The sequence below is a fragment of the Janthinobacterium sp. GL_088 genome (assembly GCF_057837845.1).
Genome location: NZ_CM174453.1, coordinates 5688225 through 5710836 on the forward strand (window position 1 = coordinate 5688225; position 22612 = coordinate 5710836).

The 22612-nt window shown below is 62.6% G+C and carries 24 protein-coding genes and 1 tRNA gene; 8 read left to right on the plus strand and 17 right to left on the minus strand.

Annotated elements, in window-relative coordinates:
• Window positions 1-146: 146 nt before the first annotated feature.
• Window positions 147-866: a Crp/Fnr family transcriptional regulator gene (locus AC3IQ7_RS25345; RefSeq protein ID WP_489210524.1), complete on the plus strand. Its 720-nt coding sequence runs from the start codon at window positions 147-149 to the stop codon at window positions 864-866.
• 48 nt (window positions 867-914) lie between these two features.
• Here AC3IQ7_RS25345 and AC3IQ7_RS25350 read toward each other — a convergent pair whose 3' ends face one another.
• The gene (locus AC3IQ7_RS25350; RefSeq protein ID WP_489207644.1) at window positions 915-1346 is read right to left on the minus strand and encodes a GFA family protein; all 432 of its coding nucleotides are present in this window, start codon (window positions 1344-1346) and stop codon (window positions 915-917) included.
• Between the two features lie 121 nt (window positions 1347-1467).
• Between AC3IQ7_RS25350 and AC3IQ7_RS25355 the strand changes: the two genes are divergently transcribed.
• Window positions 1468-1959: a DUF4265 domain-containing protein gene (locus tag AC3IQ7_RS25355; protein WP_489207645.1), complete on the plus strand. Its 492-nt coding sequence runs from the start codon at window positions 1468-1470 to the stop codon at window positions 1957-1959.
• 255 nt (window positions 1960-2214) lie between these two features.
• Window positions 2215-2616, plus strand: coding sequence for a hypothetical protein (locus AC3IQ7_RS25360; RefSeq protein ID WP_489207646.1), 402 nt, complete (start codon window positions 2215-2217; stop codon window positions 2614-2616).
• Between the two features lie 56 nt (window positions 2617-2672).
• Here AC3IQ7_RS25360 and AC3IQ7_RS25365 read toward each other — a convergent pair whose 3' ends face one another.
• A complete protein-coding gene (locus AC3IQ7_RS25365) occupies window positions 2673-3203 on the minus strand; it encodes a DUF2947 family protein (RefSeq protein ID WP_489207647.1) in 531 nt (176 codons plus the stop codon).
• The gene (locus AC3IQ7_RS25370) at window positions 3191-3916 is read right to left on the minus strand and encodes a pyridoxine 5'-phosphate synthase (protein ID WP_489207648.1); all 726 of its coding nucleotides are present in this window, start codon (window positions 3914-3916) and stop codon (window positions 3191-3193) included. Before AC3IQ7_RS25370 ends, AC3IQ7_RS25365 begins: the two co-directional genes overlap by 13 nt.
• A 123-nt stretch (window positions 3917-4039) precedes the next feature.
• On the opposite strand from AC3IQ7_RS25370, the gene AC3IQ7_RS25375 reads away from it, so the two are divergent.
• Entirely contained in the window at window positions 4040-4753 is a 714-nt protein-coding gene (locus AC3IQ7_RS25375) for a YjjG family noncanonical pyrimidine nucleotidase (protein WP_489207649.1), read from the plus strand.
• Between the two features lie 96 nt (window positions 4754-4849).
• Window positions 4850-5326: a DUF2726 domain-containing protein gene (locus tag AC3IQ7_RS25380; RefSeq protein ID WP_489207650.1), complete on the plus strand. Its 477-nt coding sequence runs from the start codon at window positions 4850-4852 to the stop codon at window positions 5324-5326.
• A gap of 16 nt (window positions 5327-5342) precedes the next feature.
• On the opposite strand, the gene AC3IQ7_RS25385 is transcribed toward AC3IQ7_RS25380, so the two are convergent.
• The 8 genes from AC3IQ7_RS25385 to ybiB form a co-directional block, all read right to left on the minus strand.
• A complete protein-coding gene (locus AC3IQ7_RS25385; protein ID WP_489207651.1) occupies window positions 5343-5678 on the minus strand; it encodes an FKBP-type peptidyl-prolyl cis-trans isomerase in 336 nt (111 codons plus the stop codon).
• Between the two features lie 100 nt (window positions 5679-5778).
• A tRNA-Ile gene (locus AC3IQ7_RS25390) sits at window positions 5779-5857 on the minus strand.
• A gap of 109 nt (window positions 5858-5966) precedes the next feature.
• A complete protein-coding gene (gene rpoD, locus AC3IQ7_RS25395; RefSeq protein WP_034779848.1) occupies window positions 5967-8207 on the minus strand; it encodes an RNA polymerase sigma factor RpoD in 2241 nt (746 codons plus the stop codon).
• Between the two features lie 464 nt (window positions 8208-8671).
• On the minus strand, window positions 8672-10468 hold the full coding sequence (gene dnaG, locus AC3IQ7_RS25400) for a DNA primase (protein ID WP_099376654.1): 1797 nt from the start codon (window positions 10466-10468) through the stop codon (window positions 8672-8674).
• A 130-nt stretch (window positions 10469-10598) separates the two neighbouring features.
• On the minus strand, window positions 10599-11051 hold the full coding sequence (locus tag AC3IQ7_RS25405; protein WP_489207652.1) for a GatB/YqeY domain-containing protein: 453 nt from the start codon (window positions 11049-11051) through the stop codon (window positions 10599-10601).
• Window positions 11052-11241: 190 nt separating this feature from the next.
• Window positions 11242-11454 (minus strand): 30S ribosomal protein S21, encoded by a 213-nt coding sequence (rpsU, locus tag AC3IQ7_RS25410; protein ID WP_008451879.1) that lies wholly within the window; start codon window positions 11452-11454, stop codon window positions 11242-11244.
• A 183-nt stretch (window positions 11455-11637) separates the two neighbouring features.
• Entirely contained in the window at window positions 11638-12852 is a 1215-nt protein-coding gene (locus AC3IQ7_RS25415; RefSeq protein ID WP_489207653.1) for a BaiN/RdsA family NAD(P)/FAD-dependent oxidoreductase, read from the minus strand.
• Between the two features lie 56 nt (window positions 12853-12908).
• Entirely contained in the window at window positions 12909-13901 is a 993-nt protein-coding gene (gene ybiB, locus AC3IQ7_RS25420) for a DNA-binding protein YbiB (RefSeq protein ID WP_489207654.1), read from the minus strand.
• A gap of 156 nt (window positions 13902-14057) precedes the next feature.
• On the opposite strand from ybiB, the gene AC3IQ7_RS25425 reads away from it, so the two are divergent.
• Both AC3IQ7_RS25425 and AC3IQ7_RS25430 read left to right on the plus strand, forming a co-directional pair.
• A complete protein-coding gene (locus AC3IQ7_RS25425) occupies window positions 14058-14735 on the plus strand; it encodes a hypothetical protein (protein ID WP_489207655.1) in 678 nt (225 codons plus the stop codon).
• Window positions 14736-14885: 150 nt separating this feature from the next.
• Complete coding sequence (locus tag AC3IQ7_RS25430) at window positions 14886-15947, plus strand: 3-deoxy-7-phosphoheptulonate synthase (RefSeq protein WP_489207656.1); 1062 nt, start codon at window positions 14886-14888, stop codon at window positions 15945-15947.
• A gap of 76 nt (window positions 15948-16023) precedes the next feature.
• On the opposite strand, the gene AC3IQ7_RS25435 is transcribed toward AC3IQ7_RS25430, so the two are convergent.
• Window positions 16024-16431 carry a nitrite reductase (NAD(P)H) small subunit gene (locus AC3IQ7_RS25435; RefSeq protein ID WP_158301084.1) on the minus strand — a complete coding sequence of 136 codons (408 nt, stop codon included), beginning with the start codon at window positions 16429-16431 and terminating at the stop codon, window positions 16024-16026.
• Between the two features lie 209 nt (window positions 16432-16640).
• Here AC3IQ7_RS25435 and tsaD point away from each other — a divergent pair, with 209 nt between their 5' ends.
• Window positions 16641-17681 carry a tRNA (adenosine(37)-N6)-threonylcarbamoyltransferase complex transferase subunit TsaD gene (gene tsaD, locus AC3IQ7_RS25440; RefSeq protein ID WP_035821911.1) on the plus strand — a complete coding sequence of 347 codons (1041 nt, stop codon included), beginning with the start codon at window positions 16641-16643 and terminating at the stop codon, window positions 17679-17681.
• Here the strand turns inward: tsaD and eutC are convergent, their stop codons facing one another.
• The 5 genes from eutC to AC3IQ7_RS25465 are packed head-to-tail and all read right to left on the minus strand — an operon-like array spanning window position 17682 to window position 22548.
• Window positions 17682-18455, minus strand: a complete 774-nt coding sequence (gene eutC, locus AC3IQ7_RS25445) for an ethanolamine ammonia-lyase subunit EutC (RefSeq protein ID WP_489207657.1) — start codon at window positions 18453-18455, stop codon at window positions 17682-17684.
• Window positions 18456-18463: 8 nt separating this feature from the next.
• Complete coding sequence (locus AC3IQ7_RS25450; RefSeq protein ID WP_489207658.1) at window positions 18464-19852, minus strand: ethanolamine ammonia-lyase subunit EutB; 1389 nt, start codon at window positions 19850-19852, stop codon at window positions 18464-18466.
• Between the two features lie 43 nt (window positions 19853-19895).
• Window positions 19896-21359: a TIGR01777 family oxidoreductase gene (locus tag AC3IQ7_RS25455; protein ID WP_489207659.1), complete on the minus strand. Its 1464-nt coding sequence runs from the start codon at window positions 21357-21359 to the stop codon at window positions 19896-19898.
• Complete coding sequence (locus AC3IQ7_RS25460; RefSeq protein WP_199534221.1) at window positions 21356-21997, minus strand: DUF4166 domain-containing protein; 642 nt, start codon at window positions 21995-21997, stop codon at window positions 21356-21358. The genes AC3IQ7_RS25455 and AC3IQ7_RS25460 overlap by 4 nt, the downstream gene beginning before the upstream one ends.
• Window positions 21994-22548: a GbsR/MarR family transcriptional regulator gene (locus tag AC3IQ7_RS25465; RefSeq protein ID WP_046686150.1), complete on the minus strand. Its 555-nt coding sequence runs from the start codon at window positions 22546-22548 to the stop codon at window positions 21994-21996. Before AC3IQ7_RS25465 ends, AC3IQ7_RS25460 begins: the two co-directional genes overlap by 4 nt.
• Window positions 22549-22612: the final 64 nt, after the last annotated feature.

The window sequence follows — 22612 nt, forward strand, 5'->3', positions numbered from 1 at the left end:
AACGCTAGCAAGCCAGAAAAGCAGCGCCATCCAACAAAATCAGAAGACGAGGCCCTACCATGTACAAAGCTTATAGCAACCTGACACCAGCCACGCATACCCACGCCGCCGCCCAGCACAACTGGCAAGCCGCTCCCGCCACGCCCATGATCAGCATCACGGGCGCGCAACAGAACGAATTGCTGCGCGCCTTGTCGCGCGCCGACCTGGAGCGCCTGTTCTGCCAACTGGAACTGGTCGCATTGCCTACCGGCAAGCACCTGTTCGATTGTGGCGGCAAGATTGAATACACGTACTTCCCCACCAACGCCATCGTTTCCCTGCTGTATGTGATGGAAGACGGCGCCACCACCGAGATCGCCGTCATCGGCCGCGAAGGCGTGGCCGGCGTGGTGCTGTACGAAGCCGAGCGCGCCACCTGCACGGCCATCGTGCAAACGGCCGGTTACGGCTATCGCCTGAAAACAGCCTTCCTGCGCGAAGTGTTCAATGAAGGCGGCGCGCTGGCACAATTGCTGATGCGCTACACCAGCGCCATGTTTGCGCAAATGGCACAGAACGTGGTGGGCGGCCGCCATTGCAGCATAGAACAAAAGCTGTGCCGCTGGCTGCTTGACCGCCTCGACCGTTCGCTGTCGAACGAGCTGAAGGTGACGCAAGACACCATGGCCAACATGCTGGGCGTGCGCCGCGAAAGTGTCACCGTCACGGCCCGCAAGCTGCAGGACGAAGGCTTGATCCAGTACCGCCGCGGCACCGTCGAAGTGCTCGACCGCGAAGGCCTGGAAGCGGCCGCCGGCAATTGCTACAAGGCAGCCCGCGCCGGTTTCGAACAGTTCCGTAGCGGCATCAGCGCACACAATTAAGTACTCAGCGCCAAGTCATCCGCGCAAGCACGCTTCGGCGTGCTTTTTTCATTCCGGGATGTTGGCTCCGCTGCAAACCGGACGCGCCGCCTCAACATCCGCACCGGCGGCCAGCCACCAGCCTGGCCTGCCATCTTCAAACGAGTGGTATTCGGGCGCAAAGGCCGCCTGGGTGGGATCATCAAAACTGCCGACCAGCAAAGCCACCGTGGGCGCATCGTCGATGGCGCCGATGGAACTGCCACAGGCGGTGCAAAAGGCCCGGCTGGAATACTCGGAAGAACGGTAGGTGGCCGGCGCACCGGCCGCACCCGTCCAGCGCACTTGATCGCGCGCAAACTCCACCCACGCTACCGTCGGCGCGCCCGTGTGCTGTTGGCAATTTCGGCAAGAACAGCTGTGCGGATTGCCGCCCTCGCCTGTCACTTCAAAGCGCACCACGCCACATAAACAGCCACCTGTTTGCACCACATTCTCCATTGCCTCTCCTCGTTTGCACCGTTGCGTACCCCGCCAGCTGGCACGTACCCGGTACAATATTGCCATAACCCCCAACCTGGCGCGACCCATAGCGCATCGCGCCGGCACTATGAAAGAATGAATGGAAGACATCAATTGCGAAGGCTTGCCGCATATCCGCGTACTGGCAGGCAAAAACACCGACGGCCCCGTGTATGAAACCCTGCCCGCGCGCCAGATCGACGAGCACGTCTACGAACTGCTGGCCTCGCCCGGCCTGACCCTGAACCTGGCGCGCGGCGACATCGTCAACATCGCCGACCCGCTGGCCCCCGCCGAAGTCTTAAAGCGCGGCGGCAACTTCTGCATCCAGATCTATGCCGACGATGTGTCGCAAGAAGCGGTGGAGCAACTCGAACGCGACGTGCAAAGCCAGCTGGGCGGCACCCTGGATGGCCAGTACAAGGGCAACCTCACCTTCAGCGTGCCGGGACACCACGGCATCTACAACGTCAACGGTCCCTTTGACGCCTTCCGCGCGGCGACGGGCGTGGAATGGTACTTCGCCAATATCTACGTCAACCTCGATGACGATGATGATGAAACCTTGCTTAACTGGTGGGTGGATATGTAAGGTTGCCCGTGCGCCAGACGGGGCCATGACACGTGTCAATGCCCCGTATTGCCCTGGCGCACATCAAGATACCTGCCCACATCTTGCGTACGCTCTCTCTACCTTCAGCCACAGAGAGAAATGCCATGCCCTACATCGCGAGTGCCGACTATGCAAAGCAAAAAGAGATCGTAGGAAATGGCGAGTGCGTCACTCTGGTCAGGCACCTTACCGGCGCCACTGACTCTTCGCTTTGATCGCTCCGAACTCTTTCGAATGAAGCCGCTCGCACTGCTGGCATTTTCCATCGCGGGCATGGCGATGCAGTACGCTGCCGCAGCCCCCGTTGTCTCCGTTTCTTGCCCACAAGCGGCTCCCTCTACCTGGAACCTGCCAGCCGCCAGGCTCGACAGCGTGCGCGTGCTGTCCTATCCGGCGGATCGGCCGCCGGTGGACGGCGAGGCCTTGCCCATCCTGGCCCCGATCAGGGAGTGGACAAGTGCCGGTACCTTGTATCAACGCTGGGATATCAATTTCGATGCCCCACGCTATCTGTTTCAGGTGGATTGCCTGTATGCCACTACCGAGCGCTACCTGCGCATGGATTTGCCAGGAGTCAAACAGTGCGTCGCAACCGTTAAACAGCGAACAAAAATAGTCAGGTTTCAGTGCAAATAAGCAACGCGGCTGGCATTCATCCGTAGCGCTTATCGCCACAGGATGGGCGCATCCCGTTAAACAGGCTGCAAACCTTCCTCACCACCCGCCAGCGCCCCCTGTGGCGAGAAATAAGCGAACTTGCCCGTGACAGGCTGGTACAGCAAGGGGCCCTCGTCAGAAATGGCCAGCAAGCAAGGCCAGCATGCGGCAAGCGCGGCCGATGTCAGCGCATAGGCGCGCGCCCGGCTGGCCATGAAAAAGACGGGCGCCGCCTCGGCAGCGTGAAAATGGGAAGAGAGAAACCTTGCCACGCATCCATCCTGTGCCAAGTGTTCGCTGGAAACGGCATCGAACTCGGCCAGCCAGTCCGGCCCCGACACCGTAGTCTGCAGGCGATGCCCCTCACGCAACTGCATGGGGTGCGTCTCGTCGGGATGGGCCGACACATGGCGCGTCCACAGTTGCGCCGCCGCATCGGACGTCAGCGCTTGCACCTGCGCCAGCGTCTGTGCCGTGACGGCAAAGTCGGCATCGAAGAAGGGCCAGTCCGGCTCAGGCTGCAGCGGCCGGCCAGCGGCGCCACCCAAGTCCCCTACGATTGACATATCTCAAGGTAGCGGCCCAGCACCTTGTCCATGCCCAGTTCGATGCATTCGACCACCAGCGCATGGCCGATCGACACTTCCAGGATGCCGGGAATGTCCAGGAAGCGCGCCAGGTTGTGCAAATCGAGGTCATGCCCCGCATTCACGCCCAGTCCCAGCGCCTGCGCCCGCCGCGCCGCCTGCAGATATGTATCAAACACGGCATCGGCCTGCGCGCCGCCATAACTCTCCGCAAACCGCTCCGTGTACAGCTCAACCCGTGCCGCCCCCACCTCGCGCGCCCATTCCAGCGCCGGGTAATCGGCATCGACAAACAGACTGACGCGGATGCCCAGGTCGTTCAATTCCGCAATGACGGGACGCAACAGCGTTGCGTGCTGTTCAATGTCCCAGCCGTGATCGGAAGTCAATTGCCCCGGCATGTCAGGCACCAGGGTGCATTGCGCGGGGCGCGCGCTTTTTACGACTTGCAGAAATTCCGCCGCCGGATAGCCCTCCACATTCAGCTCGCGTCCCCGCTCCGCACACAGGCGCTGCAACGGGGCAACATCATCGTAGCGCGCATGGCGCTGGTCCGGACGCGGGTGCAAGGTGATGCCGGCGGCGCCCAAGTCGAGAAAGCGCGTGGAAAATGCCAGCAAATCGGGGAAGTTGCGGCCGCGCGAATTGCGCAGCAGGGCGATTTTATTGACGTTGACGGAAAGCTGGGTCATGGGAGGGCGAAGTGAAAGTGACGAGTCTGGCAGCGATTGTAGCGGATCGCCCGCGCAGGGCACGGCCAACCGAACTCATCGCTACGTGCTACGATGCAAGACAAGTTCCTTTCAATACATACCATGACCTACCAGCTATTCCTGTTTGACCTGGACGATACCCTGCTCGACTTCCGGGCGTCCGAAAAACGCTCCTTCCTGCACACCATGCACGAACTGGGCTTGCGCGACGGCATCGACGCGCTGTTTTCCCAATACCAGGCGATCAACGTCGACCTGTGGAGACGTTTCGAGACGGGTGACGTCACCAAGGATTTCCTGAAAGTGGAACGCTTCCGCAAGACGTTTGCGCTGAACGGCATCGCCATCGATTCGGAACTGGCCAGCCGTCTGTATCTGGAATCGCTGCCGGACACGGTCGTGCTCATCGATGGCGCCAAACAAGTGTGCGAAACGCTGTCGCGCATCGGCGAAGTGGGCATCATCACCAACGGCGTCGAGTCCATCCAGAACCGCCGCATCGCCGCCTCCGGCCTGAGCGACTACATCTCCTTCGTCGCCACTTCCGAAGCGTGCGGCCACGCCAAGCCGGACGTGCGCTTCTTCGAATATGCCGCCAACATGGCGCGCGCATTCAGCAAGGATACAACCATCATCATCGGCGACCGCCTGGACGCCGACATCCTCGGCGCCAACCGCTACGGCATAGCCAGCTGCTGGTTCAACCCGGACAGCATGGCCAATACCTCGGCCGCCATCCCCACCTGTGAAGTGAGCAGCCTGCACGATATCGTGCCTGCACTGGACGTGATGCAGGTGAACTTGAAACAGGCTTGATCTTCCACAAGCGCACCACCTGAAATACGCTGGCAGCGGCACGAAACATGCCGCTGTTCGCGTACCATCAGGACTCGTCCATCCTGATGCCAGCCCATGCCGCCCTTCACAGTCCTGCTCGCCATCGCGGCCTTGATCCTGTTCTTTGCCATGCTGGCCACGCGCCAGACGGCCAAGTCGCGCAGGCCGCTGCGCCTGCACAGAAAACCCGTGATGACGGCGCGCGAACAGCAGATGTACCACTTGCTGCAGACGGCATTGCCGGAATGCACGGTGCTGGCGCAAGTGGCGTTTTCCGCGCTGGTGACGGCGAAAGGATGGGCCAACAGAAACCGTTTCGACCGCAAGGTGGCCGATTTTGTTCTGTGCAGCAAGCAACTGAATGTGCTCGCCGTCATCGAGCTCGACGACAGCAGCCACAACGGCCGCGAGCGCCAGGACAGGGAGCGCGACGCGATGCTCAGGCTGGCCGGCTACGTCACCTTGCGCTATGCGAACTTCCCTACGCAGCAGGCGCTGCGCGCCGATGTCGAGCAATTGCTGCTGAAAAAAGCCGGCGTCGTATCGGCCTGATGACACCATCCAAACATCAATCGCGCGTCAGCACTTCCAGCAACTCAATCTCGAAGATCAAATTGGAATGTGGCGGTATCAAACCCATTTGCCGCTCGCCATACGCCAGATGCGCCGGCACCCACAACTTGCGCGTGCCACCCACCTGCATGCCGTGCAAACCCAGAATCCAGCCCTGGATGACCTTGTTATTGCTCAACACACAGCGGAAAGGCTCACCCCGCTTGTGCGACGAGTCAAACTCCGTGCCATCTTCCAGCCAGCCCCGGTAGTGGGCCGTGATCAGCGCACCACGCACCGCCGCCTTGCCATCACCGACGACGATATCGTCAATCTTCACTTCAGCCGTCATCTCGTTCCATCCCTCATCAATCGCAATGCCGCGATTGTACGACAGCACGAAAAAAGCCCCGGCAGTGGCCCGCCGGGGCTTGATCTATTGCTGCAAATTCTGGTGGGCCTCCCGTGAGTCGAACACGGCACCAACGGATTATGAGTCCGCTGCTCTAACCAAGCATGAGCTAGAGGCCCGGGGGACTGCGGCGTGGCGGCGCTGTTGATGCCCGCCTCGCGCGGCCGTTTTGGAAACGGACACGCGAGGATAGGGGTATCAGGGGCGCACGTCAAGCCCTATTGGCTTCTAGTTGCCTTCCAAGAAGCTTTTGAGCTTGTCGGAGCGCGATGGGTGGCGCAGCTTGCGCAGCGCCTTGGCTTCGATCTGGCGGATGCGCTCGCGCGTCACGTCAAATTGCTTGCCCACTTCTTCCAGCGTGTGGTCGGTGGACATCTCAATGCCGAAACGCATGCGCAGCACTTTCGCTTCGCGTGGTGTCAGGGAATCGAGCACGTCCTTGACCACGCCGCGCATGGACGCGTGCAGGGCCGCGTCGGCCGGTGCCAGGGTGTTGTTGTCCTCGATGAAGTCGCCCAGGTGGGAATCGTCGTCGTCGCCGATCGGCGTTTCCATCGAGATCGGTTCCTTGGCGATTTTCATGATCTTGCGGATCTTATCCTCGGGCATTTCCATCTTGATCGCCAGGGTGGCCGGATCGGGTTCCGCGCCCGTTTCCTGCAGGATCTGGCGAGAGATGCGGTTCATCTTGTTGATCGTCTCGATCATGTGCACGGGAATGCGGATCGTGCGCGCCTGGTCGGCGATCGAGCGCGTGATGGCCTGGCGTATCCACCAGGTGGCATACGTCGAGAACTTGTAGCCGCGGCGGTACTCAAACTTGTCGACGGCCTTCATCAGGCCGATATTGCCTTCCTGGATCAAATCGAGGAATTGCAGGCCGCGGTTCGTGTATTTCTTGGCGATCGAAATGACCAGGCGCAAGTTGGCCTCCGTCATTTCACGCTTGGCCTTGCGCGCCTTCATTTCACCGGCCGCCATCTGGCGGTTGATGTTGCGCAAGTCCGGCAGCGGCAAGACGACCCTCGCCTGCAGGTCGATCAGGCGCTGCTGCAGTTCCTTGACGGTCGGAATGTTGCGGCCCAGGATGGCACTGTACGCGTGTCCTGCGTTGACTTCGCCATCGACCCAGTCGAGGTTGGTTTCATTGCCCGGGAAGACCTTGATGAAGTGGGCGCGCGGCATGCCGCAGCGGTTCACGGCCACGTCGAGGATCTGCTTCTCGATATGGCGCACTTCGTCGACCTGGCCGCGCAGGGTGTCGCACAGCTTTTCCACGACCTTGGCCGTGAAGCGGATGCCCAGCAACTCTTGCGAAATGGCTTCCTGCGCCTTGGCATAGGGTTTCGAGTTGTAGCCTTCTTTCTCGAAGGCGCGGCGCATCTTGTCGAATTGCTGCGAAATGATGGCGAATTTTTCCAGCGCCGTGCGTTTCAGGGTTTCCAGCTGTTCAGCCGAGAAACCGGCCGCACCGGAAGCGCTCGCCTCTTCCTCTTCTTCGACTTCCTCCTCTTCCGCTTCGCCTTCTTCCTCGTCTTCTTCGACGGGTGCGGCCACGACAGGGGCTGCGGCGACCGGCTCGTTTTCATCGACGAGGCCGTCGACGATTTCGTCGATCTTGATCTCTTCGTTGGCGATGCGGTCGGCGGCGGCGATGATCTCGGCGATCGTCACGGGACAGGCGGAAATGGCCTGGATCATGTCTTTCAAGCCATCTTCGATGCGCTTGGCAATCTCGATCTCGCCTTCGCGCGTCAGCAACTCGACCGAGCCCATTTCGCGCATGTACATGCGCACGGGATCGGTGGTGCGGCCGAAATCGGAGTCGACGGTCGACAATGCCGCCTCGGCTGCCGCTTCCGCCTCGTCATCGCTGGTGACGACGGCAACGTTATCGGACAGCAACAACGTTTCCGCATCGGGCGCGTGCTCGTAGACGGCGATACCCATGTCATTGAAGGTACCGATGATGCCTTCGATGGCTTCCGGATCGACGATGTTTTCGGGCAAGTGATCGTTGATTTCCGCGTAGGTCAGGAAACCGCGTTCCTTGCCGAACTTGATCAGTGTCTTGAGTTTCTGGCGCCGGCGCTCGAGTTCTTCCTCGCTCGCTTCCGTGTCGGACGAGAACGCATCCTTCAGCAGCGCGCGCTCTTTCGCCTTGCGGTCCTTGGCCTTGGCCTTGTCGACGGCCTTCAGTTCGGCCCGCTCGACGGCGTTCAGGGCGGCGACTTCATCATTTTCTGGCTGGAATTCTTTTGGCTTGCGGCCGCGGCGGCCTGGCACTTTTACCGACGGCAAGACATAACCGGACGTATCGATCGCGGCCAGGGTGGCAGCGTCGGTGGTCTGGCTGACCACAGGCGCGCTGGTGACGCGCGCTTCTGGCCGGTCGAGCGCCTTTTCGGCTTTCGTGGTAACTTTAGTGGGCTTTACAGCCGCTTTGGATTCGGGTTTCTTGATTGGCACAGGCGCTTTCGATTACACAACGACTTGCTTTACGGTGGATTAGGATAAAGTTTGCTGCCAGTTCCCTGTCTACCTGCGGGAACCACCATCTTCGAACCTGCCGACTACGCAAATTCGACACTGTTACGTTACTTACACCTCATCGGCCACGATCCGCGGGAAGCGCAGCAATTCCTGTCCACCGGCTGTTGCCAGCCGTCTCGGCAAAAATTCCTGCATCGACCGCGTTGGGAGCGAGAGCCTGGCGCGGCTTGCCAGCGTCTGCGAGCCTTGCCCGCAACGCCGAAAACGCCAGTTGGCCCTGGCTGCCGACACGATCCACCGCGCCGATCAAGAGCCTAACTTACTGAAAACAAATACTATTTACGAAACAGAACTAGCTTGCCAAAGCACACAATACTTAGCATTTAATTATAGCACGCGAAAAATGTTTTTCCAGTGCGCGCCATACCCTCAAGACAAGGTTAGCGATTCACCAACTCGGCATCGCGCTCGCGTTCCAGCGCCCCCTGCTCCTGCATGATTTCGCGGTAGCGTACACCAATTTTCTCGGATGGCAAACCCGACGCAAACAATTGCTGCAATTCCGCCTTCAAGGCATTCAATTTGATCTCGCGGATGGTGCTCACCAGCCACGACAATTCGCTGTCGTAATCGGATTCCGTGCCGGCCGCTATCTCGCCGATGATCTCGTCGTATTCGCTGCCCAGCTCCTTCAACTGCTGCGCCAGCGCGGCAAAACTGCCGTGCTCGCCCAAGGCCTGGCCCACAGCCACCAGCTGCCCCAGGCTGTGCGCGGCATCCGGCCCCAGGTGCTGGAAGGCGGCCAAGGCGGCCTCGTCGATGCGCATCGTCAGCGGCGGATGCGCCACCAGCATGCGCATGATCTTCAACTCCAGGCCGACAGGCACGGGGCGGCCCGACTTCGGCGGCGCGCGGCGCGCCACGGCAACCGGTTTCGCCAGCTCGAACAGGGCTTCGATCTCGGCCGGCGTGGACTGCGTCAGCTGGGCCAGCCCGCGCACGATCTGCAGGCGCAAAGACGACGGCGCCATCAGTTGCAGCAGCGGCTTGGCGTCGAACTGCACGCGGGCGCGCCCTTCCGGTTCCGACAGATCATGCTCGCCCGACACTTCCTTCAGCAAGAACTGCGACAGCGGCATGGCTTCATGCACTTGCTGTTCAAACCCTTCGGCGCCGAATTCGCGGATATAGCTGTCCGGATCGTGTTCCGACGGCAGGAACAGGAATTTGATGGTTTTATTGTCCGACACGTGGGCCAGGCTCGCTTCCAGCGCGCGGCGGGCGGCGCGGCGGCCGGCCTTGTCGCCGTCGAAGCTGAAAATCACGTTATCCGTCTGGCGCAGCAGTTTTTGCACGTGGGTGGGCGTGCACGCCGTGCCCAAGGTGGCTACTGCTTGCGGGAAACCCATTTGCGCCAAGGCAACCACATCCATATAACCCTCCGTCACCAGCACGTAGCCGGCGTCGCGGATGGCCTGGCGCGCCTCGAACAGCCCATATAGTTCAAAACCCTTGGAAAACAAGGGGGTTTCCGGCGAGTTCAGGTATTTCGGTTCGCCATGGTCGAGCACGCGGCCGCCAAAGGCGATCACTTGCCCCTTGGTATTGCGAATCGGGAACATGATGCGTTCGCGGAAACGGTCGTAGCGCTTGCGGTTATTGCCCTCTTCATCGACCTTGTCGATCACGAGACCAGCTTCGGCCAGGGCCACCACGTCGTAATCGGGGAAGACGGAACGCAGATTGTCCCAGCCGCCGGGCGCGAAACCCATGCCGAAGCGAGCGGCCACTTCGCCCGTCAAGCCCCGGTTCTTCAGGTAGGCGATGGCTTCCGGCGCGTGGCGCAATTGCCCACGATAATAATCGCAGGCCTGCGTCATGGCGTCGGACAGGGCCATGCTTTGCGCCTGGATCTGCGCGCGCTGGGCCGGCGGGATCTTGTCGTCCGCTTCCGGCACGACCATGCCCACGTTCTGCGCCAGGTCCTTGACGGCGTCGACAAAACCCATGCCCGAGTACTCGATCAGGAAGCCGATCGAGGTGCCATGCGCGCCACAGCCGAAGCAGTGATAGAACTGCTTGGTGGGGCTGACGGTAAAGCTAGGCGATTTTTCACTGTGGAACGGGCACAAGCCCATGAAATTGGCGCCACCTTTTTTCAGTTGCACATAGCGGCCCACGACATCGACGATATCGACGCGGTTGAGCAAATCGGAAATGAAGGATTGAGGTATCACTGGCTAGGGCGGGTCTTGTTATAGGTCAGACTATACTACCGCACGTGGCCTGAGGTTGAGCCAGGTCAACGTGTGGGCTGTTAACAGGCTGCCAGCGCGACGGCGGGCAGCCCTTGCTACTATTGTATGCTTACGCTGCCGGCGTCAAGGCTTTCTTGACCAGAGCGGACACCACCGTCATGTCGGCGCGGCCAGCCAGCTTCGGCTTGACGATGGCCATGACCTTGCCCATGTCTTGCGGACCGGCGGCGCCCGAGGCGGCCACGGCGGCAGCCACTTCGGCCGCCACTTCTTCGTCCGACAGGCCGGCAGGCATGTAGCCCGCCAGGTGCACCAGTTCGGCTTTTTCGATGTCGGCCAGGTCGGCACGGCCACCGGCTTCGAACTGGGTGATCGAATCCTTGCGCTGCTTGATCATCTTTTCCACGATGGCCGTCACTTGGGCATCCGTCAATTCGATGCGCTCGTCGACTTCCTTGCGCTTGATTTCCGCCAGCAACAGGCGAATCGTACCCAGCTTGCCCGCTTCCTTGGCGCGCATGGCGTTTTTCATGTCTTCGGTAATTTGTTCTTTCAAGCTCATGGCAATCCTCGTTGGTCAGTAGGTGGGTGCTCGTGCGCGGCTAGCATCAGCGGGCCACAAAAGCGAAAACCCGCTGCGGCGAACCGGAGCGGGTATGCGACTCATCTGAAGTATCACTCCAGGCGAATCAAAACAAAACCCGTGGCGAACAATGCGCCGAACTACCCGGGTTGGTTCTGACTGAACAGTCTTAGAATAATTTTTTCGGCAGTTGTTGGCTGCGGATGCGTTTGTAATGACGCTTTACAGCAGCTGCCAGCTTGCGCTTGCGCTCAGCTGTTGGCTTTTCGTAGAATTCGCGTGCGCGCAATTCGGTCAGCAGACCCGTTTTTTCGATGGTGCGTTTGAAGCGACGCATTGCGACTTCGAACGGCTCGTTTTCTTTAAGGCGAATAGTGGTCATGTAAAATTCAAACCGTTGAGGTGGTGTATAGGAAGAGATAGATAGTAGCAGCTTTTATTCGGAAAGGGAAGCCCCTCCCCCACTTGCGTGCGGCATGCAGCCTGCGGTCGCTGCCGGAATGTGGCGTAAACCACGCACCGGGACCGGCGCACCGGGCGCCAGAACCCCATCCTACAGACTTGCTTACTGCAAGGCAATACCTGCCGCCACGCCGGAAGCCCAGGCCCACTGGAAGTTGTAGCCGCCCAGCCAGCCCGTCACGTCAACCGCTTCACCGATGAAATACAGGCCAGGCACCTTGTTGGCCATCATGGTCTGCTGCGACAGCTCGCGCGTGTCGATGCCGCCGCGCGTCACTTCGGCCTTGCGGTAGCCTTCGGAACCGTTCGGCACGATGGACCAGGCATTGATGGCCAGCCCCAGCTTGCGCAGCTGCGCGTCCGGCATATCGGCGATGCGCGCGTCCGGCGCCAGGCCGTTGACGGCCAGCAGGCAGTCGGCCAGGCGCTGCGGCAGCCATTGCGCGACGATATTGCCCAGCTGCTTCTTCAGGGTGCCCTTGCCTTCAATCAAGGTCTGCGCCACGTCCACTTCCGGCAGCAGATTGATGACGATGGGTTCGCCCGGCAGCCAGTAGCTGGAAATCTGCAAAATTGCCGGACCCGACAGGCCGCGATGCGTGAACAGCAAATCTTCGCGGAAACGCGCGCCCGTTGTCTTGCGGCCTTTCAGGCTGCCCGTTTCCACATCCACTTCCAGCGCGATGCCGGACAATTCCGCGAACGGCGCCCAGCTGGTCGCATCGAACGTCAGCGGCACCAGGGCCGGACGCGGTTCGACCATCGTCAAGTCGAATTGTTTGGCGATGCGGTAGGCAAAATCTGTGGCGCCGATCTTCGGGATCGACAGGCCGCCCGTGGCGATGACGATGCTGGCCGTCTCGATGTCGCCGCTATCGGTCTGCAGCACGAAGCCACCGTCATCTTGCTGGACAACATTGTCGATCTTGCACGGCATGCGCCAGTGCACGCCCCCAGCGGCGCACTCGTCCTTGAGCATCTCGATGATCTGCTCGGCCGACTCATTGCAGAATTGCTGGCCCTTGTGCTTCTCGTGGTAGCCGATCCGGTATTTTTTCACCAGCGCGAGGAAATCCTGCGGCGTGTAGCGCGACAATGCGCTCTTGCAGAAATGCGGGTTTTCCGAGAGGAAATTTTGCGGGGTGGCGTTAATATTGGTAAAATTACACCGTCCACCACCGGAGATGCGGATCTTTTCGGCCAGTTTGGCCGCGTGATCGATCAACACCACGCGCTTGCCTTGCTGGGCGGCAACAGCCGCACACATCATGCCGGCCGCGCCCGCGCCGATCACTGCCACATCAAATTGTTTTGCCATAAGAATTCCGGTCACCGCTGATTACAAAGACGCCATTGTAAACTGCGGCGACGCGGCTAGCGCGGCCGTGCTGCAATCTGCCGCGATGCCATCAGGCATTGCGCCACCTGTTCGGCGATCGATGGCGGCACGGGCACCTCGCCGCGCAGCACGGCGGCGATCCAGGCCGCCGTGGTGGCCGCATCGCGCTCGGCCGGCAAATGCGGCAACTCTTCGACAAGCAACTGTTTTTCCACCAGCACCGTGCGTTCGCTCCCGTGGAACCAGTCGATCTGCTGCGCCTTGTTGGCGTTGGCCACCGTTTCGCCCTCCGTGCCGCGCATCAGGAAAGCGGCGCCGCGCCCTGCCGGAGATGCCGTCAGGAAATATTCGCCGAGCATTTCCAGATATTCCGGATGCGTATACGACACCAGGCGCAGGGCGGGACCGGCGAACGGCTGCATGATTTTCACCAGGGTATGCGTGGAATTGCGCACGCCCAGCACGCGCCGCAACGACAGCATGTGCGCCAGGCGCGGCGCCAGCGCTTCGATAGGCAGGAAGGCCGCTTGCCCGCGCGCCATGGCGGCCTCGGCTTGCGCATGGTCGAGCGAAGCGGGCACATCCAGCGCGGCCAGCACTTCGGCCGTCGTGATGCGGCCCGGATCGCTGGTCACGCCATGCACGAGCACGGGTGCCCCGGCGCGCGCCAGCAGCAGCGCCAGCAAGGCCGTCAGGTTGGCCATCTTGCGGGCGCCGTTGTAGCTGGGAATGATGATCGGGGCAAATTCGCCGGCCGGCGCGGCCAGCGGGCTGAACGATGCTTCGGCGGCGTCGAGGAAGCCGGCGATTTCGTCGACCGATTCGCCCTTGATGCGCATCGACAACAAAATACCGCCCAGTTCCAAGTCCGACACGCGGCCCTCGAGCATGGCGCGGTACAGGGCGCGGGCATCATCACGCGTCATGCTGCGCGCGCCGTTCTTGCCGCGTCCTATTTCTTTGATGAAACGTGCTGCGGGGAATGGCTCACCGGCCACATCGGTATGGGGGATGGATACAGTCGTCATGGCGCCAGCTTACACGGAATTTTCCCCTTGCAGAGGGGCTGGCGGATGCCATAGGCGCCGATGCAACAATCTTTCCAGCTATTTTCACGAATTTGCTGCGCGCCTGCATCCAAAGGCGCCACCGCTGCGTATAAGACTGCACAGGGGGAACTCATCATGGAACACGCGGTCAAACAGGAAACTGCCTTCGTCGGCATCGAAACGAGCAAGCTGCAGCTGAAAGCCGTGCTGCTTTCGGGCGGCGAAATGCTGTGCAAGGTGCTGGAAAACGACGTGGCCGGCTACCGCTGGCTGCGCAGCTGGCTGCAAAGGAACGACGTGCCCGTCATGGGCTTACGCGTCTGCATGCGCCTCGATATGCCGTACAGCGAGGCGCCGGCCCGCATGCTGGCCGAGATGGGCATGCTGGTCTGCGACGCCCAGCCCGCGCAGCTGGAAGACTATCTGCGTGGCCATGGCTTGCCCGGAGACGCGGCGCACAGCGCCGTGGTGCTGGCCAACTACTGCCAGCACAGGCGCCCCGCACGGTGGACGCCGCCTTCGCCCGCCTACGTGGAACTGCGCCTGTGGCTGCGCCGCCTGCACGCCATGCAAGGCGTGCGCCAGCAGGAATCGGCGCGCCTCGATGCGCACTTGCGGGCTGGCCAGCAGGCGCTGCACGCCCTGCTGGGCCGGCAAATCGCCTGCCTGGACGCACAGATACGCCAGCACGAAAGCGCCATCCTCGCGCACGTGCGGCGCAATCCCGGCCTCCCCCGGCCGCCCGAGCTGGCTGGCAACGACCAGCGCATCGCCCGCTACGGCGTTGGCGCCAGCCTGGGCGGCGGTCATTGAGCGTCCGGCAGCAAGGGGCCGGTGGCGCGCCGGCACTGCCATAAAAACAACTGATGCATTCCCGTTTTGGCCCCATCCCCGCCGCCAGGCCGCATTTCCGCTACACTATTGCCTCTTAAAGAACGCAATAGCGAAAGCCGAGCCAGAATCATGAATACGCCAGACATCGAAAATATCAACGTCACCTCCTTCGCGCCCATGCCGACACCGGCCGAACTGCACGCCAAGCTGCCCCTGTCGGAAAGCGCCTTCGACACCGTCAGCCGCGGCCGCGAAGCGCTGCGCAACATCATCGACCGCAAGGACCAGCGCCTGTTCGTCGTCGTCGGTCCGTGCTCGATCCACGACCCCGTCGCCGGCCTCGATTACGCGCGCCGCCTGAAAGCGCTGCAAGAGGAAGTCAAGGACACGATACTGCTGGTGATGCGCGTGTATTTCGAAAAACCGCGTACCACCACGGGCTGGAAGGGCTATATCAACGACCCGTACATGGACGACTCGTTCAAGGTCAACGAAGGCATGGAAAAGGCGCGCCAGTTCCTGCTCGACGTGTGCGAACTGGGCCTGCCCACCGCCACCGAAGCGCTGGACCCGATCTCGCCGCAGTACCTGGGCGACCTGATCGCCTGGACCGCCATCGGCGCACGCACGACGGAATCGCAGACGCACCGCGAAATGTCGTCGGGCCTGTCGACGCCAGTCGGCTTCAAGAACGGCACCGATGGCGACATCAGCATCGCCGTCAACGCCATCCTGTCGTCGGCGCACCCGCACTCTTTCCTGGGCATCAACGGCGAAGGCAACGTCGCCATCGTGCGCACGCGCGGCAACGCGTATGGCCACGTCGTGCTGCGCGGCGGCGACGGCCGTCCGAACTACGATTCGGTCTCGATCGCCATCGCCGAACAGGCGCTGGCCAAGGCCAAGCTGCCCGCCAACCTGGTGGTCGACTGCTCGCACGCGAACAGCTACAAGAAGCCGGAACTGCAACCGCTGGTGATGGCCGACGTGGTCAATCAGATCCGCCAGGGCAACCGCTCGCTGGTGGGCGTGATGATCGAATCGAACATCGTCAGCGGCAACCAGAAGATCCCGCAAGACCTGTCGCAACTGACCTACGGCTGCTCCGTCACCGACGGCTGCATCGACTGGGACACGACGGCCACCATGCTGCGCGACGCGCATGCGCACCTGCTGAACCGCCCGAAGTAAACAGCTGGGGTCAGACCCCCTCTTGCGTTGGCGCTGAACCTGGCGTTAGCGGCATTGAGGGTCTGACCCCAAACACCTATGCCATCTGCACATGCGGCAGCACGGCGTACGATCCCGCCAGCGCCTGTTCCGCCTTGCTGGCCGGGATATTGAGTTCATTGACGTCCAGGTAGATGCGCCCGTCCAGGATGCGCACGGCGTACGTGCGCGCCATGCCCTGCACGGGCGCCACCAGACGGCCCGAATCGAGCTCGATGATCCAGCTGTTCTTCGGCCCCATCAGGTTTTTCTCCATCAGCACCCCTTGCGCCAGCGGGCCGCCCAGGCAAGGCACCGTGTCGAGCAGCGCGTACACCGTATCGTCCGTCGCGCGGAACAGCGCCACGCCCGGCAAGTCCTGCCACGCCAGTCCCCGCTGCACCATGCGCGCGCCCGCCAGCGGCATATCCTTCAGGCGGCAAATCATTTTCCATTGTTCCGACATCGCTAGCTCCCTTGAGAAAGGCACACGCCTGTCTAAGCAAGAGCGGTGCCAGTGCCGATGCAGGCGAAAAATGGCCGACATCCGGGAAAAACGGCACCGCGGCGCACTGCGCAAGTGCACACTGCCGCCGAAATGGTGCGCCGGCCGCACGGTGGACTGGCCGGCTTTCCTTTACAATGGCGGATTACTCCTCCCTATTTAGCACCTTCATGATTGTTCTTGGCGTCGAATCCTCCTGTGACGAAACCGGCCTGGCCTTGTACGACACGCAACGCGGCCTGCTGTCGCACGCCCTCTATTCGCAAGTCGCCATGCACGAGCAATATGGCGGCGTGGTGCCGGAACTGGCGTCGCGCGACCATATCCGCCGCGCCATCCCGCTGCTGGAAGAAACGCTGACCAAGGCCGGCATCACCCTGCCCGAAATCGACGCCATCGCCTACACGCAAGGCCCGGGCCTTGCCGGCGCGCTGCTGGTCGGTTCCTCGGTCGCCTGCAGCCTGGGCCTGGCCATCAACAAGCCGGTGCTGGGCATCCATCACCTGGAAGGCCATCTGCTGTCGCCATTGCTGGCGTCCGAGCCGCCGGAATTCCCCTTCATCGCCCTGCTGGTGTCGGGCGGCCATACGCAGCTGATGCGCGTCGATGGCGTGGGCCAGTACACGATGCTGGGCGAAACCCTCGATGATGCGGCCGGCGAAGCGTTCGACAAGTCGGCCAAGCTGCTGGGACTCGGTTATCCTGGCGGCCCCGCCATTTCGCGCCTGGCCGAATTCGGCGACCCGCTCGCGTATAAACTGCCACGCCCGATGCTGCACTCGAAGGATTTCAATTTCAGTTTCTCCGGTTTGAAGACGGCCGTGCTGACGGTGGTCAAGAACCATGAAGAAAAAGTCATCGCGAACATCTGCGAACAGGACAAGGCGAATATCGCGCGCGGCTTCGTCGACGCCATCGTCGACGTGCTGACGGCCAAATGCGTGGCTGCCCTCAAGCACACGGGCCTGAAACGCCTGGTGATCGCCGGCGGCGTGGGCGCCAACGCGCAACTGCGCGCCTCGCTCAACGCGGCGGCCGCCAAGAAGCGTTTTAAAGTGTATTACCCGGAGCTGGAATTCTGTACCGATAACGGCGCCATGATCGCCTTTGCCGGCGCCATGCGCCTGCAGATCAATCCCGACGCCGCCAAGCACGATTACTCGTTCAATGTGCGCCCGCGCTGGCCGCTGGACGAAATCCGCGAAGTCTGATCACTCCAGCAGGAAATTGCGCGCCCCCGCCAGGGCCGCGCCCTCTTCCACCGTTTCATCCTTCAATGCCACGCCCGACAACTGCCGGCTGAACGCCTGCGACAGCAGGTAGTGCAGCCGGTATGCCGCCTGCGCATACGCCAGCCCCTCGGGGCGCACATTCGAAATGCAGTTGCGGCGCTCGTCCAGCAGCCCCACCTTGGGCGCCCACGTCAGGTACAGGCCCAGGCTGTCCGGAGAACTGAGGCCCGGCCGCTCGCCGATCAGCACCAGCACGGCCTTCGCCTGCAGCAATTGCCCCACCTCGTCACCGATGGCCACCCGTCCCTGCGCCACGATGTGCAGCGGCGACAGCGTCCACGCTTCCCGCGCCAGTCGCTCGCGCAAGGCGGCCAGGAACGGCGCCGCGTGGCGCTGCACGGCCAGCGCCGACAGGCCATCGGCCGCCACCAGCGCCAGGTCGACTCCCTTGCTACCTCCGGCCAGCCGCGCGCGTGAAGCGTCGTCCAGCCGGCGCCCAAGGTCGGGCCGTTGCAGATACTCGGCGCGCGTGGCGGCCTCGCTGTGCAGCGGCACGCAGCCTTGCCCCTGCGCGGCCAAGGCGCGCGCCAGGACCTCGCCATCGAGTTCCAGGTGCACGGCGTCGCGCGCCTGCGCGTGGGCCAGCTGGAACGCCAGTTGCGCGCTGGTCGGCACGCTGACGCCGCGGCGCCCGAGCGCGATGCGCGCTGCCGTATGCGCGCGCAGCGCCTGCCAAGGATGGTTCCCGTCCATGCGTCCTCCTAGTCGTCCAGGCGCAGCAGGGCCGCCTGGAAGGCCGGCGCCAGCGCTTCGCTCAAGCGGCCCTGCGCATCCGTGATCCGCATGCGCGCCAGCCAGGCTTCGAATTCGGGCGCCGGGCGCAGGCCCAGCACGCGGCGCGCATACAGCGCGTCGTGAAACGAAGTGCTCTGGTAGCCAAGCATGATGTCGTCCGCGCCCGGCACGCCCATGATGAAATTGCATCCGGCCACGCCCAGCATGGTCAGCAAGGCATCCATGTCGTCCTGGTCCGCTTCCGCATGGTTGGTGTAGCACACGTCGCAGCCCATGGGCAGCCCAAGCAGCTTGGCGCAGAAATGGTCTTCCAGCCCCGCGCGCATGATCTGCTTGCCGTCATACAGGTACTCGGGGCCGATGAAACCGACGACGGAATTGACCAGCAGCGGCTGATGCGCGCGCGCCACCGCATACGCGCGCGCCTCGCACGTCTGCTGGTCCATGCCGTGGTGGGCGCCGGCCGACAGCGCGCTGCCCTGCCCCGTCTCGAAATACATGACGTTGTTGCCCACCGTGCCGCGCCCCAGCGACAGCGCCGCCGCCTGGCCCTCAGCCAGCAGCGCCAGGTCGATGCCGAAGCTGCGGTTGGCCGCCTGCGTGCCCGCCACCGACTGGAACACCAGGTCGACGGGCGCGCCGCGGCGTATCGCCTCGATGGTATTGGTGATGTGCGTGAGCACGCATGACTGGGTGGGAATCTGATATTGATCAATGACGGCGTCGAGCAGGTGCAGCAGCGAGACCACCTGCGCCACATTGTCGGTGGCCGGATTGATGCCGATCACGGCGTCGCCGCTGCCCAGCAGCAGGCCATCGAGGATGGAGGCGGCAATCCCCGTGGCGTCGTCCGTCGGATGATTCGGCTGCAGTCGCGTGGACAGACGGCTCGCCAGGCCCTGGGTATTGCGAAAGGCCGTGACGACCTGGCACTTGCGGGCCACCAGCACCAGATCCTGCAGGCGCATGATTTTTGAGACGGCGGCTGCCATTTCCGGCGTGATGCCGGCGGCGACCTGGGACAGTGTTTGCGTATCCGTCGCGTCATCGAGCAGCCAGTCGCGAAAGTCGCCCACGCACAGGTGCGCGATGGGGGAAAACGCGGCGCGATCATGGCTATCGATGATCAGGCGCGTGACTTCATCGTCCTCGTACGGTACCAGCGCCTCATTGAGAAAGGTCAACAGCGGCACGTCCGCCAACGCCAGCTGCGCCGCCACCCGCTCGCGCGCGTTCGATGCCGCCATACCGGCCAGCACATCGCCCGAACGGGGCGGCGTGGCCTTCGCCAGCAGCTCTTTCAGGCTGGCGAACTGGTAAACATGGCTGTCTATCGTATGGCTGAAGCGGGGCATAGATTGTGCTCCAAGGCATCCCAATGGCCCATTCTACGCCAGGCTACAGGCTGCGCAGCGCGCCTTCCAGCTGCGGATAGCGGAAGACAAAGCCGTCGGCCAGCAAACGGCGCGGCGCGACCCTTTGGCCTTCCACCAGCAAGTCCGCCTGCTCGCCCAGCAAGGCGCGCATGAGGAAGGCCGGCGTGGGCATGACGCTGGGGCGGTGCAGCACGGCGCCCGCCACCTGGGCGAAGCGACGCTGCGCGATGGCTTCCGGCGCGCAGAAGTTATACGCGCCGCCCACTGCCTGTGCTTCGCTGCGGCGCGCCAGGTGGGCGATGCCGCGGATCACGTCGCGCACATGCACCCACGTGACCCACTGCTTGCCGCTGCCCAGCGGGCCGCCCACGCCGAAGCGTATCGGCAGCAGCATCTGCGGCAGCGAACCCTGGTGGCCGAAAACGAGGCCAAAGCGCATGCAGCCCACCTGCACGCCAAATTGCTCCGCCTGGCGCGCGGCCGCTTCCCACTCCTGGCACAGCTGCGACATGAAGATAGGCTGCGGCGCGCTGTCTTCAGCCAATTGCGTCGGATCGTCCTGCGGCTGCACGCCGTAATAGCCGATGGCCGATGCCGACAGCAGCACCCGTGGCTTGTGCTGCGCGCGGGCGATCCACGCCACCAGGTCCTGCGTCAGCGCCACTCTGCTGCGGCGCAGGGCCGCCTTGCGCGCGTCCGTCCAGCGCTTTCCGACGATGCGCGCGCCGGCCAGGTTGACCACCATGTCGATGCGCTGCGCATCCGATAAGGCGTCCAGCGACTGGATGCAGCGCACCTGGCCATTAAAGGTCCACGCGGCCTGTTTCGGCTGGCGCGTCAGCACCGTCACCGCATGGCCGTCGGCCAGCAAGGCGCTGACTAACTGCTGGCCGATGAAACCGGTGGCACCCGTCACCAGCACGGACTGCGGCGCGGCGGCAAAGCGCAGGTGCTCCTCTTGCTCTGCCGTCTCCTGTACCTTGCGCCGTCCCAGTTGCCACACGGCATACGCGTCGCGCAGGCCGGACAAGCCCACGCCCACGCCGCACAGGGCGAGGAAGACGCTGAGCCAGCCATACGGCTGCCACACGAGGGCCGTCGGCAAGCTGGCCCACTGGCTGCTGTTCAGGGCCAGCAGGGCGATGAAGGCGCCCGCATTAATCGCCAGCACCGTATGCGTGACCCGCTCCGTGGCAGGCAGGAGGCGGGTTTGATCTTCCACAACAAAATCCCACAGGGTCAGCACGATTTCCACGCCAAACACGATCACCAGCACCCAGGCCCAGGCGCCATGCCACTCCCAGGCCGCCAGTCCGACGAACAGCAGGCTGTAGATCAGGGCGCGCGTGGCATGGATCGTCAATTCGAGGCGCGCCGACGCCTTTTGCGGCAGCGCCTCCGTGATTTCATGGTGGTAGATGGTGTCGAAGGCGCCCAGGCAGCCTTGCGCCGCCATCAGTTGCAGGGCCAACAAATGCGTATTCATGGTGTCTCCTTGATTTCCGGCGCGGCCGATTCGCGGAACACGCCGGCCTGGGTGAACGTGGTGCCGAACAGGACGTGGCGAATCTCGATGCGGATATTGAACTGCTGCGGCGTCTCATTGCGGTGGCACAGATAGGTCTTGCCGGGCGTGAGTACGCCGGGCAGCGGCATGCGCCAGCCAAAAAGATCCCAAAAATAGCCATCGCTGGTGAAGTACAGATTGCCGTCTTCCACGTGCAGCACCAGCTTCATGCCCAGGCCCATGCCCACGTATTCGAGCACTTCACCCTTCGCGCTTTCCGCCATGTAGGAGGTGAAGCGGATCGGCGCGCGGCCATGCAGGCGGTAGGTGCGCTGCTTGAAGATGAAGGGGCAGCCGGGACGCGAATAGACTTCGATATCGACGGGGAAATCCGCGTCGTCATACGGGATCAGGGCGCCATCGATGAAGGGGCGCGTCAGCCAGCCGAGGAACTTCCCCAAGCGCGAGCTGGTAAGTTCACGCAGTTCGCCCCGGTAGTACAAAGGCTGGCCCGGCGCGGGATTTTTCTCGAAGCGGCGGCGGATGTCCGGGTGCAGGGTCAGCCACTGCTTGCCCATCACCTTCCTGAACAGCTCTCCTTCGGACGGGCCGTTCATGATTTTGCGCGCTTGCCAGGCTTGTCTTCCGGGCTGAGGAACTTGGCCACCTTGCCGCCCATCGACAACATGCGCTGCAGGGTCGCCGGCGGCAGGTTTTTGTAGTCGCTGTAGGTGGAGCTGAGCATTTCCAGGAAGGCCAGCACCTCGCCCATGCGCTCGAGCGTCGCCGGTGGAATGGCCGCATCGTGTTCGCCCTCGATCGCGCATTCACGCAGCACCGTCAGCGTGGGATCGATCTCGCGCCGCTTGCGCTCTTCCATGATGACGCGGAAGATTTCCCACACATCCTGCAGGGCGACGAAGTGGTCGCGCCGGTCCCCCATCACGTGCGTGATGCGCGCCAGGCCCCAGCTTTGCAATTCCTTCAGGCTGTTGCTGACATTCGAGCGGGCCACGTTCAGGCTGGCCGCGATGTCTTCCGCCGTCAGCGGTTCGTTCGCCAGGAACAGCAGCGCGTGGATTTGCGCCACCGTGCGGTTGACGCCCCAGCGGGTGCCCATTTCGCCCCAGTGGAGAATATATTTTTGCGTGGTGGGACTCAATTCCATGATTTTCTCTTATTTCTGTCGTTACAGAAATGTAAGACGGAACGGAAACCGAGTCAAGCGCGAT

What these genes read in the sequence shown, in the direction of transcription:
- AC3IQ7_RS25345 (WP_489210524.1), top strand. Translation starts at nt 147, where the DNA reads ATGATCAGCATCACGGGCGCGCAACAGAACGAATTGCTGCGCGCCTTG.
- AC3IQ7_RS25350 (WP_489207644.1), bottom strand. Translation starts at nt 1,346, where the DNA reads ATGGAGAATGTGGTGCAAACAGGTGGCTGTTTATGTGGCGTGGTGCGC.
- AC3IQ7_RS25355 (WP_489207645.1), top strand. Translation starts at nt 1,468, where the DNA reads ATGGAAGACATCAATTGCGAAGGCTTGCCGCATATCCGCGTACTGGCA.
- AC3IQ7_RS25360 (WP_489207646.1), top strand. Translation starts at nt 2,215, where the DNA reads ATGAAGCCGCTCGCACTGCTGGCATTTTCCATCGCGGGCATGGCGATG.
- AC3IQ7_RS25365 (WP_489207647.1), bottom strand. Translation starts at nt 3,203, where the DNA reads ATGTCAATCGTAGGGGACTTGGGTGGCGCCGCTGGCCGGCCGCTGCAG.
- AC3IQ7_RS25370 (WP_489207648.1), bottom strand. Translation starts at nt 3,916, where the DNA reads ATGACCCAGCTTTCCGTCAACGTCAATAAAATCGCCCTGCTGCGCAAT.
- AC3IQ7_RS25375 (WP_489207649.1), top strand. Translation starts at nt 4,040, where the DNA reads ATGACCTACCAGCTATTCCTGTTTGACCTGGACGATACCCTGCTCGAC.
- AC3IQ7_RS25380 (WP_489207650.1), top strand. Translation starts at nt 4,850, where the DNA reads ATGCCGCCCTTCACAGTCCTGCTCGCCATCGCGGCCTTGATCCTGTTC.
- AC3IQ7_RS25385 (WP_489207651.1), bottom strand. Translation starts at nt 5,678, where the DNA reads ATGACGGCTGAAGTGAAGATTGACGATATCGTCGTCGGTGATGGCAAG.
- AC3IQ7_RS25405 (WP_489207652.1), bottom strand. Translation starts at nt 11,051, where the DNA reads ATGAGCTTGAAAGAACAAATTACCGAAGACATGAAAAACGCCATGCGC.
- rpsU (WP_008451879.1), bottom strand. Translation starts at nt 11,454, where the DNA reads ATGACCACTATTCGCCTTAAAGAAAACGAGCCGTTCGAAGTCGCAATG.
- AC3IQ7_RS25415 (WP_489207653.1), bottom strand. Translation starts at nt 12,852, where the DNA reads ATGGCAAAACAATTTGATGTGGCAGTGATCGGCGCGGGCGCGGCCGGC.
- ybiB (WP_489207654.1), bottom strand. Translation starts at nt 13,901, where the DNA reads ATGACGACTGTATCCATCCCCCATACCGATGTGGCCGGTGAGCCATTC.
- AC3IQ7_RS25425 (WP_489207655.1), top strand. Translation starts at nt 14,058, where the DNA reads ATGGAACACGCGGTCAAACAGGAAACTGCCTTCGTCGGCATCGAAACG.
- AC3IQ7_RS25430 (WP_489207656.1), top strand. Translation starts at nt 14,886, where the DNA reads ATGAATACGCCAGACATCGAAAATATCAACGTCACCTCCTTCGCGCCC.
- AC3IQ7_RS25435 (WP_158301084.1), bottom strand. Translation starts at nt 16,431, where the DNA reads ATGTCGGAACAATGGAAAATGATTTGCCGCCTGAAGGATATGCCGCTG.
- tsaD (WP_035821911.1), top strand. Translation starts at nt 16,641, where the DNA reads ATGATTGTTCTTGGCGTCGAATCCTCCTGTGACGAAACCGGCCTGGCC.
- eutC (WP_489207657.1), bottom strand. Translation starts at nt 18,455, where the DNA reads ATGGACGGGAACCATCCTTGGCAGGCGCTGCGCGCGCATACGGCAGCG.
- AC3IQ7_RS25450 (WP_489207658.1), bottom strand. Translation starts at nt 19,852, where the DNA reads ATGCCCCGCTTCAGCCATACGATAGACAGCCATGTTTACCAGTTCGCC.
- AC3IQ7_RS25455 (WP_489207659.1), bottom strand. Translation starts at nt 21,359, where the DNA reads ATGAATACGCATTTGTTGGCCCTGCAACTGATGGCGGCGCAAGGCTGC.
- AC3IQ7_RS25460 (WP_199534221.1), bottom strand. Translation starts at nt 21,997, where the DNA reads ATGAACGGCCCGTCCGAAGGAGAGCTGTTCAGGAAGGTGATGGGCAAG.
- AC3IQ7_RS25465 (WP_046686150.1), bottom strand. Translation starts at nt 22,548, where the DNA reads ATGGAATTGAGTCCCACCACGCAAAAATATATTCTCCACTGGGGCGAA.